Below are 14,110 nucleotides of genomic sequence, written 5' to 3'. Positions count from 1 at the left end.
CACAGACGCCTGACCAGCCACGACGCTGGCACCTAGTGACACGCCGCATCAGCATGCCTGCAAGCATTTCCGCAGCTCAGGCCACAGATCTATGTGCTTTTCTCGCTACACATCTGCGGAACGCGGGTAGAGGGGGTCTCATCTGGCGGCCGGAAGATCAGCAGCTACCGGCACTCATGGACCAGGTCGTCGCCGCCCTGGCTGTGGGCCTAGCCTCGGGCTTTCACGAGGAATTTGAGCCGGGCTGATCGTTTACATAAGAAAAGTGCCTTTGAGCTGGGAGGATGGGGCTTGTCTAGAGTCCTGTCCACGCCAGATCAGAAGGCACTTTCCACGTGAAGACTATCGCGTCCCAGCGCAAGATCGAGGCGTCCGCGGACGGTTCGGGGCTCGTCTCCCACACAGGCGCCCTGCTACTGCTCCACACCCTGCGCGTCACCGGCCTGGACCGGGCGTTATCCACCCAACTGCAGCGCTGGCGGCCGGCCCGGGCCGTGCACGACCCCGGCAAGGTCATCGCCGACCTGGCCCTCGCCCTGGCTCTCGGCGGTGACTGCCTGGCCGACATCGCGCTGCTGCGCTCCCAGCCCGACCTGTTCGGCCCCGTCGCCTCCGACCCGACCGTCTCCCGGCTGATCGACCGGCTGGCCGCCGAACCGGCGCGAGCATTAAAAGCCATCCGAACCGCCCGCGCCCAAGCACGCCAGCGAGCCTGGCATCTGACCGGCCAGCACGCACCCGGAGCCGACGGCGAGCTGATCCCTCTCGACATCGACGCCACCATCGTCATCGCCCACTCCGACAAACAGCAGGCAGCCCCGACCTGGAAGAAGACCTTCGGCTTCCACCCGATGACGGTCTTCGCCGACCACGGCCAAGACGGCTCCGGCGAGCCACTGGCCCTGCTCCTGCGACCTGGAAACGCCGGGTCCAACACCGCCGCCGACCACATCGACGCCACCCGGCTCGCCCTGGCCCAGCTACCCCGCCAGCGCCGCCGCCAGGTACTGATCCGCACCGACTCCGGCGGCGGCACCCATGAGTTCCTGGCCTGGCTGACCCGGCCCGGACGGTGGCTGTCGTACTCGATCGGGTTCACCCTCACCGACGACATCCAGGCCGCGATCCTGCGCCTGCCCAGCAGCGGATGGACGCCTGCCTACGACGCCGACGGCCAGATCCGGCCCGGCGCCTGGGTGGCCGAGCTGACCGGCCTGCTGGACCTGACCGGCTGGCCCAAAGGCATGCGCGTCATCGCCCGCAAAGAACGGCCCCATCCCGGCGCGCAGCTGCGCTTCACCGACCTCGACGGGCACCGCTTCACCTGTTTCGTCACCAACACCCGCCGCGGCCAGCTCGCCGACCTTGAACTCCGCCACCGCCGCAGGGCCCGCTGCGAGGACCGCATCCGAACCGCCAAGGACACCGGCCTGGCCAACCTGCCCCTGCACGACTTCACCCAGAACCAGATCTGGTGCGAACTCGTCGCCCTGGCCTGCGAACTCCTCGCATGGATGCAGATGCTCGCCCTGCACGACACCGAAGCCCGCCGCTACGAACCCAAACGTCTGCGGCTCCGCCTGTTCGCCGTCGCCGGACGGCTGGTGCGCGGAAGCCGACGCCTGCGCCTACGCCTGGCCGCGCGATGGCCCTGGGCCTGCACGCTCCTGACCGCTCTGGCCCGGCTCCAAGCACTGCCGGCACCGACCTGACCAGCGCCGGAACCACCCTAACGAACCAGGAAGGACACCCATCGGGCACGTGGAACCCCGCCCACCCGGCGCGTCAACCGGGCTCCTCACGCTGACCTCAGCGTGAAATCAACCCTCAGCCGAACCGCTTACCCGACCATACGAAGATCGTGAAAGATCGAGGCTAGTGCTCGACGTACGCCGCTTGCTGTGCGACGTACCCGCGACGGAAGGCTTCGCAGTTTGATCAATTCGAAACGGGGAGTGGGCGCATGGCGGATGGCGCCGGCGAAAATATAGATGAAAGCAAAAACGATGTCCTGGACGTGATCTGGATGATCCTAGGGGCTATCGTCGGGGTGGTCCTGGTGACAAAATACGTGCAATACGCCCGGCTTCCCCATGGGGAGAAAGTGTCGGTTGAGCAGGGCATATTTGCTTTGGGAATATTTGTGGCTCCTTGCATTCTTTCCACTCGGATCGCAGAGATCTTTCGCATCGAAGCACTGCGAGGGAGAATGTCTTGGGGGACATATTGGACCGTGTTGTCTGGCATGGCGGCGTCCATATTCACATTCTTGGGCGTCACAGGCATCGATGACATTATTCAAGTACTGGAGTACTGGTCCTCGCTGCCGAAGGGATCACCGTGAACCCGGCCGGGATGGGCTGCGACCGACCTAGAAGGGGACGCATCTAATCCGTCGCGAGCACGGAACCATTTCCGCCTGTGGCGGAGCCCTGTGGCCGGAGGCTCCGGCCGCCAGAAAGTCGATGGGGATGGACGGATCCGAACCGTCACCGCCGCCCCATTTCGCCCCGGAGGCCAAGCCGAGGGTGCTCGGGGGAAGAGTGCTGCCGCCTCACCTCACCCCCAGGGCTCTGCTGACTGCACGCCTGAGTGCTCACAGGCTTCCCGGGAAGCAATGAGTGCCGTAGCGGCGGCAGCTCGCGCTCCACTCCACTGCACAGCCGTGCGGCCTTCGCTCCCGGCCCAGGTGATCGGCCGCACTTCGAGATCACGATCATGTTGAACCGGATGCGGGCCGGTGCAGGTGTCGGGACGCTGCTCTGTGTCGATCACGGAGCTGTTGGAGGTCGTGTTTCCGCATCTTGCCGCCGTTTCGTGTCGAGCGGGTGCGTCGGATAGGCCGCCTGGGCCAAGCGCACCTTCGCCGAGCAGGTTCCCGGCCTGACCAGCAGGCACGGTGGGCGCGTAGCGCCACTGCCGTCCATGCTGCGGGTGGTGGCGCCGGCTCTGGGAGGTCGCCCCGGTGCCCGTTGGCGGGGTCAGGCCGCCACCATCCGGATACCGCATCCCACCGGCATGGTCACCGACCGGCCGAAAGGCACGCAATCACGCCGAGGAACCTCAACCTCTGTACCGCGATCCATGTACGTGAAGGCGCCTACAGACATTTGTGTCCCAGAGCGAATCCCGAGGCTCTTCGCCTGAAATGCGAGCACAGCATCCGCCTTTCGATGAACGCCTCCGGCCGCAATCACTCCACGTAATACTTCAATGACACTAGGAATCGACTGGAACGTCACTCAGAGCGACTTGTGAACAAGTTTGATAACTCACCGCCGACATCCCGTCGCAGGCTGTTGATGTTGAATAGCTCTGACCTGGGCATTCACGAATCCGTCGGTGTTTACCGGTTGGACGACACTTGCAACTGACTGCCAAAAACTCGCCGCCGACGCCATTCATCTCCAAGACAGTTCCAAGTCGCCGTACCTATACCTGAAGCCGGTCAGACATCGGGGCGTACCTGTCGATATCTGCGGTGGGCCGGCGGATTAACGCCGACGCCCGCCCCGCTTATCGTCCGGCGGCTTCGCCAAGGGATGACGCATGTGGGGGGGTACGGCATGGACGGGCGCAAGGCGCGTGAAGACGAGATCGACGTCGATCGGCACGTGCTGGAGGACATCGCCAGAGCGGCCTTGGCGCGAGCGGACCTGGCGGCGGTGGACGGGGAGGAGGGCGCCGCCACTTGGGAGTTCCGTAGTCGCCGGCCGTGGATGTACGTGACGCCGGACGGCGTGACACGCCAGGCGCAGGGCTGGAAACTGCACGTCTCGGCGACGCCGCTGTCGGCTCCCGTGGTGCTCGCCCGCGTGGTGGAGGTGCTGGCGCGGCGCCGTTGTCCTTTCAAGTTCGCGGCGACGCTGGCCGAGTTGTCCAATCTGGTGTCCAGGGAGCAGGACCGCGGAGCGGTGGGCAAGTTCGTCACCGTCTATCCGCCCGACGACCGGGCGGCGACCGTGATCGCCGAGGAACTGCACGAGGCCACCATGGGCCTGCCCGGGCCGCGCATCCTGTCCGATCGCGTCTACAAGCCGGGCAGCCTGGTCCACTACCGCTACGGGGTGTTCTCGGCACCTCTCGTGCTGGACAACGACGGCTCCTACGCCTCCCGGCTGACGGCTCCCGACGGCACGCTGGTGACCGACAAGCGCAACCCCTGGTACTCACCACCGCCGTGGGCGTCCTGCCCCTTCGAGTCGGGCGGAGCTCCGGTTCGGTCGGCCGCGCCGGAGGCCGTGCTGCTCGCCGACCGGTTCGTGGTGCGCCAGGCCGTCCGGCACAGCGCCAAGGGCGGGGTGTTCCTGGCCGAGGACCGTGACACCGGCGGGAACGTGATCGTCAAGCAGGCCCGGCCGCACATGGGCGCCAGGATGAGCGGGCGCGACGAGCGCGACAACTTACGTCACGAGTGGCGGATGCTCGGCCTGTTCGGGCCGCTGGGCATCACCGCAGGCAGGGTGGCGCTCTTCGACAAGGACGACAGCCTGTTCCTGGTGCAGGAGCGCGTCGAGGGGACCGTGCTCACCGCCTGGGCGGGCGAGCGCCGGCGCGAGACAGTGCTGCGTCTGGTGAGGCGGCTCGTCGACCTGGTCGCGACGGTGCACGAGCAGGGCTACATCGTGCGCGACCTGACCCCGAACAACGTCATCGTCACCGAGGATGGCGACGTCCGGCTGATCGACCTGGAGACCGCGGCGGTGCCCGGCACTCCGGTCGGGCGGGCCCGCACCCGCGGGTACGCGCCGCCGGAACAGGAGCGGGCCCCCGCCCATGGGCCCTGCCCCGGCGTCGAAGTGGACCTGTACGCGCTGGGCGCGACCGTGTTCTACCTGGTGACCGCATGCCAGCCGATGTTGGCGCCCGACGAGGGAGAGCAGGCCAGATCGTGGGACTCCCGAGTCCGTACGCTGGTCGAGGTGGCCGTCTCAGGCGATCCCCTGGCCACTGAGCTGGCTCCCATGATCCTGGGTTTGATGGCGGAGGATCCTGCCCGGCGGTGGGATCTCGCCAGGGTCCGCGCATTCCTGTCCGATCTGGGTCCGCGGTCGCCCGCCGTGGCGGGAGGGCGTCACCGGCTCGGTACCCCCGAGCAGGACCGGTTGCTGCACGACGGACTGGCGTACACCTGGCGCAGCATGTCCGCAGAGCCCCCGGACGGCGGGACAGGGCCGGAAGCGCGGCTGTGGCCCGTCGGCGCCGGGTACGGCGTCAGCGCCGATCCCTGGGGCGTCCAGTACGGTGCGGCCGGCGTGCTCCACCTGATGGCCTCCGTGGTAGGGCCCCATGCCGCGAGCCTGCCGCAGGAGCTGCGCGTCCCGCTGACGACAGGGCTGCGCGACGGCGTCGGCTGGATGATCGACCGTCTCGCGGGTGAGCATCGCCCGTCACCGGGGCTGTATTTCGGCCGGGCGGGCATGGCCTGGGCCCTGTACGAGGCGGGCAGGGCGCTCGACGACCACGATGTGCGCTCGGCGGGTCTCGGCCTCGCCCTCGAACTGCCGGTCAGCTGGCCGAACCCCGACATCTGCCATGGCCTGGCCGGGACGGGGATGGCGCTGTTGCACCTGTGGAGCGCCACCGGTGACACGAGGCTCCGCGACCGGGCGAGCGGATGCGCCGACGAACTGCTCAAGGTCGGCCAACGTACTCCCGACACGGTGCTGTGGCCCATTCCGCGCGATTTCGACTCCGCGCTGGCGGGGGTGGTGCACTACGGGTTCGCCCACGGCGTCGCGGGGATCGGCGCGTACCTGCTGGCGGCCGGCGTCGCGCTCGGACGCGAGGACTGCCTGGAAACGGCCGCCTTGGCCGGTCGTACCCTCATGGACGCGGCCGACCACCAGGGCGCGGCCGCCTTGTGGGCGGAGGGCCCGCGCGGCGGGGCGAAGCTGACCCACTGGTGCAACGGGTCCTCGGGGATCGGGACGTTCCTGGTACGCCTGCACGCGGCCACCGGTGACTGGCGCGCACTGGAGGTGGCGCGGGCCGCCGCCGTCGCCGTGCACGGCCACCGGCTGCGCTCCGGCACCGCTGCCTGTCACGGACTGGCCGGGGACGGGCAGTTCCTGCTGGACATGGCGGATCTTACCGGCGAGCCGGTCTACCGCGAGCAGGCCGGGGAGCTGGCGAGCATGGTGTGGGCGCGAGCCACGATGCGCGACGGGCTGCTCGTGGTGCCCGACGAGAACGGCCTTGAGGTGACGTTCGGCTGGAACACTGGGCTGGCCGGCGTGCTCGCCTTCCTGTGGCGGCTGCGCCACGGTGGGCCCCGCCCGTGGATGGCCGACGCCGCGATCGGTACGGCCTCCGCTCCCGAGGCGTTCGCGGCCGCCGCCGGGAGGGCGTCATGAGCCCCCCGCCCACGGCCACCACCCGACGGATCAACTTCCGGTTCTCCGCCACCGGGGAGTACGCCGCCTGCCTGGCCGCCCATGGCCGCGCCCGGCTCATGCCGGAGTTGTGGGACCTCACCGGCCCCGCGCCACGGCCACGCCTGCTGCCCACCAGGGACGGCGAGGACTCCTGGACCTTCCCGCTGCCCGCAGGGGACGTCGGTGTGCTGCTCTGCCGCCACGGCAAGCAGTCCGCGCGGCTGCTGCTCGCCGTCCCCGGGACGGACGGGGCGCCGGCCGAGGAGCACGAACTGTTCGCCTCTCGCGGCCCGGGGCTCGGGCTCGTCGGCGGCATCGCGCCGGGCACCGCCGCCCTGCTGTTCGAGAACGGCGAAGGCCGCCGTACCAAGGTGTGGCGGGTGTCAGGGCATGCCGAACCTCCTGAGCCGGTCGCCGAGCTGACCGGCCCGGCCGGCGGCGGAGTCTGGCTCGACGCGGACGGCCGGCGTCTCGCGCTGGCCCGTCCCGAGCCGGGGGCAGGTGGCACGTTCGTCCTCGACCTCGCCACCGGTCTCTCGGCGCCGCTCGAAGGAGTGGCGGACGGCGAACACCTGCTCATGGCCGCACCTCGTACCGGAGTGCTTCTCACCGCGGCACGGCGGGACGGCGCGTTCCGTCTCGGTGTACGGCACCGCGACGACCCGGCGCCGACGGTGTTCCCCGAGCGGTTGAACCGCATCGAGGGCAGCGTCACCCCCTTGGCCCTGGATCCCGGCGGACGGTGCCTGGCCCTGTCGGTCGCCCGCCGGAGCCGCTCCCACCTGCTGCTGCACGATCTCGTGGCGGACACCACCGTCGAGGCGGAGCTGCCGGCCGGGACCTTGCAGCCCACGGCCCGCTGGACCACCGGCGGACTGCACCTGCTGCACACCACGCCGGACCGCCCGCTCGGCGTGGTCACCCTGCCCGATCCGCTCCGGTCCCGGGTACGGGCAACCGCCGAGGAGCAGCCGGGACGTTGGATTGCTGCGCGAACGGTGGACTATCCAGGGCCGGTCGAGGCCATCGTGTACGGCGATCCGGTGGCGAGCGAGCGGGTGGTCCTGGCGTTGCACGGTGGCCCGGAGGCCGCCTGGCACTTCGGTTTCGAGCCGTTGTTCCAGCGGATGGCCGCGGCGGGCATGGCGGTGGTCGCGCCCAATCAGCGAGGGAGCACCGGCTACGGCGCCGCGCACCGCGACGCCATCCGCGGCGCGTGGGGCGGCCCGGACCTCGCGGACATCCTTCGTCTGGGGCGCACGCTGGCCGACGCCCGTGGCCCGGGCCGGCGGCCCATGCTGTACGGCATCAGCTACGGCGCCTACCTGGCTCTGCTCGCCGTCGCCGCGGAGCCGGACCTGTGGGCCAGAGCCGCCGTCATCGCCCCCTTCCTGTCCGGCGGGGAGCTGTACCGGGACGGGCCGCCCAGCGTACGCGCGCTGCTCGACCGCCTCGGCGGCCGGGTGGAGCTCGACGACGAGCTCGGCCCGCGCGACCTGGCCCGGCTGGCGGATCGCATGCGGCTGCCGATCATGATCGTGCATGGTGAGCAGGACCCGGTCATCCCGGTCGCCCACTCCCGGCGGCTGCACAGCCGGCTGCTGGCGGCCGCCCACCCGGTGGCACCGGTCTACCTGGAGATCCCCGGATCCGACCACGACCCGCTGGTCTCCAGCGAGGGACATCTGGTCGCCGACCGTCTCATCGACTTCCTGAGCGAAGGGGCCACTCGAATCCTGCACCAAGGCACGTCCGTGCCCGCCTAGCAGGCCCACAGGCTCCGGCCTCATCGTCGTGATGGGGCCGGTGGACAGGCCGTCTCGAACACGAGCGGCACAACGGTTGACGAAAGGAAAGCACCATGGAGCTCAACATCGACGCCCTCGACATGCTGCCCGCCGACCAGGAGTCGGAGCTGTACCCCTGTGTCAGCACCTGGCTCTGCGACTGGACCTGCTACGCCACCTTCACCTCCTGACGAGGCGGCGGTCGTGACCAGCGTGCTCGGCCCTGATCGGGGCTGAGCACCGGAGGTGGTCCCGTTCCTGGACGTTCGTCGTCCCGGAACGGGACCGCCGTTCATCGAACCATCGCGAAGAGAGCAACGCCGCGTCAGGCGACGAGGAAAGGACCACGCCATGAGCACCCCACAGGGGCCCAGCGACGTCATCTGGGACATCACGTACGCCTGCCCGCTGCGCTGCGTGCACTGCTACTCCGAGTCCGGCAGACGCCCGGCCCGGCAGCTGAACCGTGACGAGATGCTCAGGGCCGCCGACGCGATCGTGTCTCTGCGCCCGCAGGCGGTGGAGTTCGCCGGTGGCGAGCCGCTGCTGGTCAGAGACCTCCTGGAGGTCGCCGAGCGGATCAGCGGAGCGGGGGTGGCGGTCAACCTCTACACCGGCGGATGGACCTTCGACCGTCGGTGGGCCGAAGAGGCGTCCCAGGTCTTCTCCCGGATCACCGTGAGCGTCGACGGGGCGAGCGCCGGGGTGCACGACCGGATCCGCGGACGGGCCGGTTCGTTCGAGCGGGCGATGCGTACGCTGGCCATCCTGGACGAGGTCTCCGGGGAGCGCGGTGCCGACCCGGTCGAGTTCGGGGTCGACTACGCGGTTGTGCGGTCCAACCTCGATGAGCTGGAGGAGTTCTGCCGCGCGGTCGCGCCCCGGTTCCCTCACCTGCGCTTTCTCACCTTCGCCGCCGCGGTGCCGTCCGGACTCGCGAGCAGAAAAGAATTCGCCGAACACGAGCTGCTGGACTTCGGCCAACTGCGCACGCTGGTGAGCCGCGAGCACGTCGAACGACTGCGTTCCCTCGCCCCCCGCTCGGTGCAGCTCATGACGTCGAACAACATGATCTTGATGATGCACCCGGACCTCGTGCAGCGGCACGGCTTCCCCATGCTGCAGGTGGAGCCGGACGGCGAGGTACGCGCGATGCCGATCTACGAGGGCACCGTCGGCAACCTCCTCACCGAGGACGCCGGCACACTGTGGGAGCGCGTCAAGGAAAGATGGAGCGACCCGTTCGTGGTGGAGGCCCTGTCGGCGGTCCGCTCGATGGAGGACTGGGCCGAGGCGACCCGGCGCATCGACTACCACTTCGGCACGGACGAGGTCCGCCGCCGCATCGACCGCCGCCCGCTGTACACCTTGGACGACCGGACGAGTGGCCGAAGGCACATCGCGTCGATGGCCGGCCCTGCCTCTGGTCACCAGCTTTGAACAAGCGCCTCACATGGTGACCAGCCCCGAGAGGAACTCCTGCGTCTCGGGATCGACCGAGTACACGGCGGTGCCCATCATGCCGCGGGTGAGCAGCACCTTGTAGGTGTTGCGGATCAACTGGTCCGCCTGTTCGTCGCTGACGCCCTTACGTGTCAGTGCTGGGTCCTTGCTGGCGCTGCGTACGGTGACCAGCCTGCCGTCACGGTAGACGAGATCCGGGCCGAAGATCACGCCGTTCCAGTCGTACTCGAAGCCCTGCGCCGTGTAGACGCACCCCACCTGTTCGAAGCCGCCAGGTGCGGAGGCCCACAAGGCGCTGGCCGGTGCGTTCCCCACAGCTCTGTCGCCCTTGACGTTCCACGGTCGCGCCCAGTCACCGATCCGCACGTCGGCGACCAGACTGTCGTCGCCGTTGGGGCTGCTCCAGGGCCAGCAGAATCCTGCTGTGATCCGTGCCGAGTACCCGGCCGCAAGCCAGGCCCGCAGCTGGGCCTCCAGCTCGTACGGGGACTCGGTGAGGGAGACGGCGAAGTGGTCGTCGCCCTTCCACACCTCTGGAGCCTCACCGTCCAAGCCCAGCAGGCGCAGCACCCACTCCTCGTACTTGCGGCTCCCGCCGCACCGGAACTGCGCGTCCAGATCGACCTGGTGCACGGCAAGGCCCAGGGATTGAGCGTAGGCGGTGATGTCGGCCACGCGTCCCATCTCGCCCGGCCGTACGACCTGATGCTCGTCCAGCAGGAAGACCGGCACTCTCGCCGCGTGGATGAGCTCGTCCACCTGTGGCCGGCCCGTGCGCTGCGCCGATCTGGTGAACCTGTTCTCCGAGGTCTCACGAATACGGTGCGCCTCGTCGCAGATGAGGACATCCAGATCGTTGGGCTTGGCGGCCATGAAGTTGTTGAAGTACTTGAACATGGCCTTCATCCGGGTCGACCCCTTGGCGACGACCCGCCTCATCGTCTCGGTGAAGGAGCGTGAACCGGTGGCGTGCAGGACCGAGTATCCACGCTCGGAGACCTCGCCGAGCAGGGACAACGCGATGACGCTCTTGCCGGAGCCGGGCCCGCCGGTGATGATCACAACCTGCTTGGAATTACTCGCACGGGCCTTCTCCACCGCGTGCATGACCATCTCGAAGGCCAGGCGCTGCTCGGCCAGCAGGACGAACTGGTCACGGTTTTTGATCTCGCCGGCAGCGGCCTTGAGCAGCTGCTTGGACGGCCGGATGGAGCTGGAGAGCAGGCGATCCGCCGCGGCGGCTCCCGGCTCGGGGGCGAACTGCGCCTTGAGGTAGTCGACGAACTGGCCGCGGCGCGTCTTGCTGAAGAGCCGGGTGCGTTCGTCCTCGACCTGGTCATAGAGATCATGGATGTCCAGGTCGCTGGCGTTGTGCAGGTAGGCCACCCCACGTACCGCGTTCCTGTGCTGGTCCAGGGCTCCGACGAAGTCGGCCAGGTATTCGCAGTAGCCACGCACCTGCACCACCGGGTGAAGCTTGGGCCGCTCCCCCATGCCGGACACCAGGACGAGCTCGGCGTCCTCCTCGTACAGCTCGGCCTGGCTCCACTGCTTGAGCTCGACGATCAGGTAGGAGTCGGCCCCCGTGCGCCGGTCACGTCCGGCGAGGATGACGTCCGCCCGCTTGCTGGTTAACGGCAGTTGGTACTCGATGAGCATCTCGACGCCGCCCAGCCCGGCTTCGACCAGATCTCGGGCCAGGATCGGGAGGCTCCGGTCCCAGGACCTGCGCTCCCCCTTGCCGGGATTGATGCCTTGGGTCGCCCGCAGGTTCTCAGCGATCACCTCGCTGAGGACGCGCTCGGGCACCGACTCAGACACCAACTGGACCAGGCTTTCCGCCGAATGCCGGAAAACGGCCACGGATGTACCCCCAGGCAGCACGAAAGACTCGTGCGGTATGGGGGCGTGTCCGCTACCGAGGCGGAAGCCCGTCGGGCCGCATCACCGATACGTCCAGAAGATTACCTGGATCTTCGTCGGGCCGTGGGGTTCGCTGAGCGGCATCGCCTGGGCTTCGACGCGGAACCAGCCTTGCCGGATGGTGTGCGACGGCCTCCTTGTACGTATGGCATTCGCTCCTTGGGTCAACGCATTGGGAGGAATCACAAGAAAGTTGGTTACCGGGGCAATTGGCCCGTGCAGGGTTATCGTCAGTTGGGGCCCTTGACAGCTGTACGAGGAGATCGGCATGCCTGGTCCTGATCGCGAGCTCATGCAGGCAGCGGTGCAACGCATTCAGAAGCTGTCCGACGACAACTGGTGGGCTCTGCACGCTTCCTGCCAGCTCATGGAAGCCGACGCCTGGGTGGGGCCGACGGGCAGCCGATTCGATCAGTCGGTGCACAACTCTCAGCGGGAACTGCATGCGATGCTCGCCCAGGCCGTCGCCATGGCCAGGGATGAGCTGGTGAAGACGAGATGAGCTTCAGCGGAGTCAAGCTGCCGGAGTTCGACATGCTTGTCACCCGTCACACCGCAGCCGCCGCGCAAATGGAAAAGCTGGCCTCCTTGTTATACGGAGAGCTCACGAGCGCAGGGCTCGACACCACTCCCGCGGAACGAATCAGAAAGCTCGCGACACAGGTCGGCCAGGAAGCAGATGATCTTCGCAAACGGCAGCGCATCGTCCGTGAGATCGAGCGGCACAAAATCACCCTTGGAACGTCCGTAGCGACGGGATCCCTTATCGCGGTGCCGGACTCGCTCCGCCAGGCCCAAGGACAGCTCGACGGCACACTGGCTGCCAAGGCGGCGGCCGCCGCCGGCCGCGGTGACCGCAAGGCGATGGCGGAGCTTCAGAAGTACGCGGGAAGGGTGAACGATCCGGAGTTCGTCAAGACCTTCCTCTCCAAGCTGGGAGCCAAGGGCATCACCGAACTTCCGGCCGCGCTGGGCCTGCAGGTGCGCGCCAATGTCAATTCCACGCGTGATCCACAACAGGTGAAACAAGTCCAGCAGGTCATGAAACTGCTGGCCACCACGCTGGCGAAGGGGACCAACCCAAAAGACGAGGCGTTCATGGGAGATGCCTTCCTGAATCAGTTGGTCGAGGAAGGGCGGGCCGAGCACAAGGCGCTCGAAGTGACCTACGTCGGCTACCAGGCTCAGGCGCTGATATGGAGAGCCAGCGACGGCAAGCCGCCCTTCTCCGAGCGGTTCATGGAAGTGGTCGGCAGGGACGCCATCCTGCATCAGAAGGAGCTGTCCGACTCGCGAACTCCTTACGCCAACAGCATGGACCTGGCCACGGTGCTCGGCATCAGCGACTCCATGCAGCCAGGTGGGCCGCGGATGGGGCAGCCGGGAGAGCCGATCAAAGCGAGCGTCATCGATGACCTGGCCCAGGCGGCCCAGTATTCGCTGCCGGCCGCGCAGGCATTGCTCTTCCACACCCCGAAGGGCTGGAACAAGTCGATCATGGCGTACCTGCTCACCGACCGACTGGACGGCTTCAACAAGACGGGGAACCACGCCCCGTTCGCAGGGCTGCTGCGGACGGCGTTGAGCAGCAAGGACAAGGATTCGCTCAAACACACGAACGAGGCGCTCATCATTCTCAAGAACGAACTGGATGGCGTCTTCGGACGTGGTGGCGACGGCAAGCTTCAGATCACCGACACAGAGAAGCTGAAGCGACTGTCGTTCCTGGCCGGCCCGATCGGATCAGTCATGGCCGCGCACATCGACAAGGTTTTCACCGTTTTCGATGAACGCAAGCCAGACCTGAAAGGCATCAATCATGCTGAGATGGATCGGCTGCTGGCCTTCGTGGGATCCGACGCAGCGGCCACGAAATCCTTGGTGGAGGCCGAGGTCCAACGGATGCTGAGCATGGTCCACGAGTCCTACCGGCGGGACGGCGGGGAGCAGATAGAGGACGTACTCATTCCGGAGGCGCGCTTCATGGGCCACATCCTGGAGACCCGGCGACTGTACTTGTTGGCCCAAGCCAAGACTGATGAGCAGGTCAAAGAGGAGATGAAAGGAATGATCAACAGTGTGCTGAGCGAGCTGACCGGACCGGCGGGGAAATTTGCCACTCGCTTCGGGTTCTTCGGCGACAAGGCGCATGAGAAGCTCACCCCGATGGCGTTCGAGAAGCTCTCGGCGTTATTGGTTGACCGGATGCTGCGGGACGGTATGACCACAGGGTCGGCCATGCAGCAGGCGAGCAACGATCGCACGATGACCATGTCGATGATTGAGACAATGATGCTCAGCGCCAGGATCGCACACGGTCAATGGAGCGATAAGGCACTCGAAGGCCTCAAGGACGCGCCGTTCGCCACGGACGGAAGCCCACCGACCCTCAAACCACTCCACGAGATCATGGCAGATCCGGCGACCTTCGACGTCTTCATCAAGTGGGCACGTTGGCACGCCAAAACCGAAAGCACCACTCAGACGATCCGAGAGGCCATGGACCACAGCGCCGGCTGGGACGTTCACGATAATTTTGGTATCGACCGGAACTATTGA

Annotated in this window: 9 protein-coding genes; 8 read left to right on the top strand and 1 reads right to left on the bottom strand. The window is 67.4% G+C overall.

Annotated elements, in window-relative coordinates; genetic code table 11:
* Positions 1-335: 335 nt before the first annotated feature.
* The 6 genes from ABD999_RS29185 to ABD999_RS29160 all read left to right on the top strand — a co-directional run bounded on the left by ABD999_RS29185 (position 336) and on the right by ABD999_RS29160 (position 9,604).
* Positions 336-1,712 carry an IS1380 family transposase gene (locus ABD999_RS29185; RefSeq protein WP_271280554.1) on the top strand — a complete coding sequence of 459 codons (1,377 nt, stop codon included), beginning with the start codon at positions 336-338 and terminating at the stop codon, positions 1,710-1,712.
* A gap of 251 nt (positions 1,713-1,963) precedes the next feature.
* Positions 1,964-2,344: a hypothetical protein gene (locus ABD999_RS29180; protein ID WP_271277284.1), complete on the top strand. Its 381-nt coding sequence runs from the start codon at positions 1,964-1,966 to the stop codon at positions 2,342-2,344.
* A 1,222-nt stretch (positions 2,345-3,566) separates the two neighbouring features.
* Positions 3,567-6,356, top strand: coding sequence for a class IV lanthionine synthetase LanL (gene lanL / locus ABD999_RS29175; protein ID WP_271277283.1), 2,790 nt, complete (start codon positions 3,567-3,569; stop codon positions 6,354-6,356).
* Positions 6,353-8,143 (top strand): alpha/beta hydrolase family protein, encoded by a 1,791-nt coding sequence (locus ABD999_RS29170; RefSeq protein WP_271277282.1) that lies wholly within the window; start codon positions 6,353-6,355, stop codon positions 8,141-8,143. The genes lanL and ABD999_RS29170 overlap by 4 nt, the downstream gene beginning before the upstream one ends.
* 95 nt (positions 8,144-8,238) lie before the next feature.
* Positions 8,239-8,355, top strand: coding sequence for an ALQxL family class IV lanthipeptide (locus ABD999_RS29165; protein WP_219545916.1), 117 nt, complete (start codon positions 8,239-8,241; stop codon positions 8,353-8,355).
* 160 nt (positions 8,356-8,515) lie between these two features.
* A complete protein-coding gene (locus ABD999_RS29160; protein ID WP_148028998.1) occupies positions 8,516-9,604 on the top strand; it encodes a radical SAM protein in 1,089 nt (362 codons plus the stop codon).
* A gap of 9 nt (positions 9,605-9,613) precedes the next feature.
* Here the strand turns inward: ABD999_RS29160 and ABD999_RS29155 are convergent, their stop codons facing one another.
* The gene (locus ABD999_RS29155) at positions 9,614-11,449 is read right to left on the bottom strand and encodes a DUF2075 domain-containing protein (protein ID WP_271277281.1); all 1,836 of its coding nucleotides are present in this window, start codon (positions 11,447-11,449) and stop codon (positions 9,614-9,616) included.
* 370 nt (positions 11,450-11,819) lie between these two features.
* Here ABD999_RS29155 and ABD999_RS29150 point away from each other — a divergent pair, with 370 nt between their 5' ends.
* Together ABD999_RS29150 and ABD999_RS29145 are read left to right on the top strand one after the other, a co-directional pair.
* Positions 11,820-12,053 carry a hypothetical protein gene (locus tag ABD999_RS29150; RefSeq protein WP_148028993.1) on the top strand — a complete coding sequence of 78 codons (234 nt, stop codon included), beginning with the start codon at positions 11,820-11,822 and terminating at the stop codon, positions 12,051-12,053.
* Positions 12,050-14,110, top strand: a complete 2,061-nt coding sequence (locus tag ABD999_RS29145) for a hypothetical protein (RefSeq protein WP_271277280.1) — start codon at positions 12,050-12,052, stop codon at positions 14,108-14,110. The genes ABD999_RS29150 and ABD999_RS29145 overlap by 4 nt, the downstream gene beginning before the upstream one ends.

It is taken from the genome of Nonomuraea ferruginea (assembly GCF_039540635.1).
Classification (GTDB): Bacteria; Actinomycetota; Actinomycetes; order Streptosporangiales; family Streptosporangiaceae; genus Nonomuraea; species Nonomuraea ferruginea.
This window is presented reverse-complemented; position numbering and strand designations above follow the sequence as displayed.

Coding starts and splice junctions, on each gene's coding strand:
- ABD999_RS29165 (WP_219545916.1), top strand. CDS start 8,239: ATGGAGCTCAACATCGACGCCCTCGACATGCTGCCCGCCGACCAGGAG.
- ABD999_RS29150 (WP_148028993.1), top strand. CDS start 11,820: ATGCCTGGTCCTGATCGCGAGCTCATGCAGGCAGCGGTGCAACGCATT.
- ABD999_RS29170 (WP_271277282.1), top strand. CDS start 6,353: ATGAGCCCCCCGCCCACGGCCACCACCCGACGGATCAACTTCCGGTTC.
- ABD999_RS29180 (WP_271277284.1), top strand. CDS start 1,964: ATGGCGGATGGCGCCGGCGAAAATATAGATGAAAGCAAAAACGATGTC.
- ABD999_RS29145 (WP_271277280.1), top strand. CDS start 12,050: ATGAGCTTCAGCGGAGTCAAGCTGCCGGAGTTCGACATGCTTGTCACC.
- lanL (WP_271277283.1), top strand. CDS start 3,567: ATGGACGGGCGCAAGGCGCGTGAAGACGAGATCGACGTCGATCGGCAC.
- ABD999_RS29160 (WP_148028998.1), top strand. CDS start 8,516: ATGAGCACCCCACAGGGGCCCAGCGACGTCATCTGGGACATCACGTAC.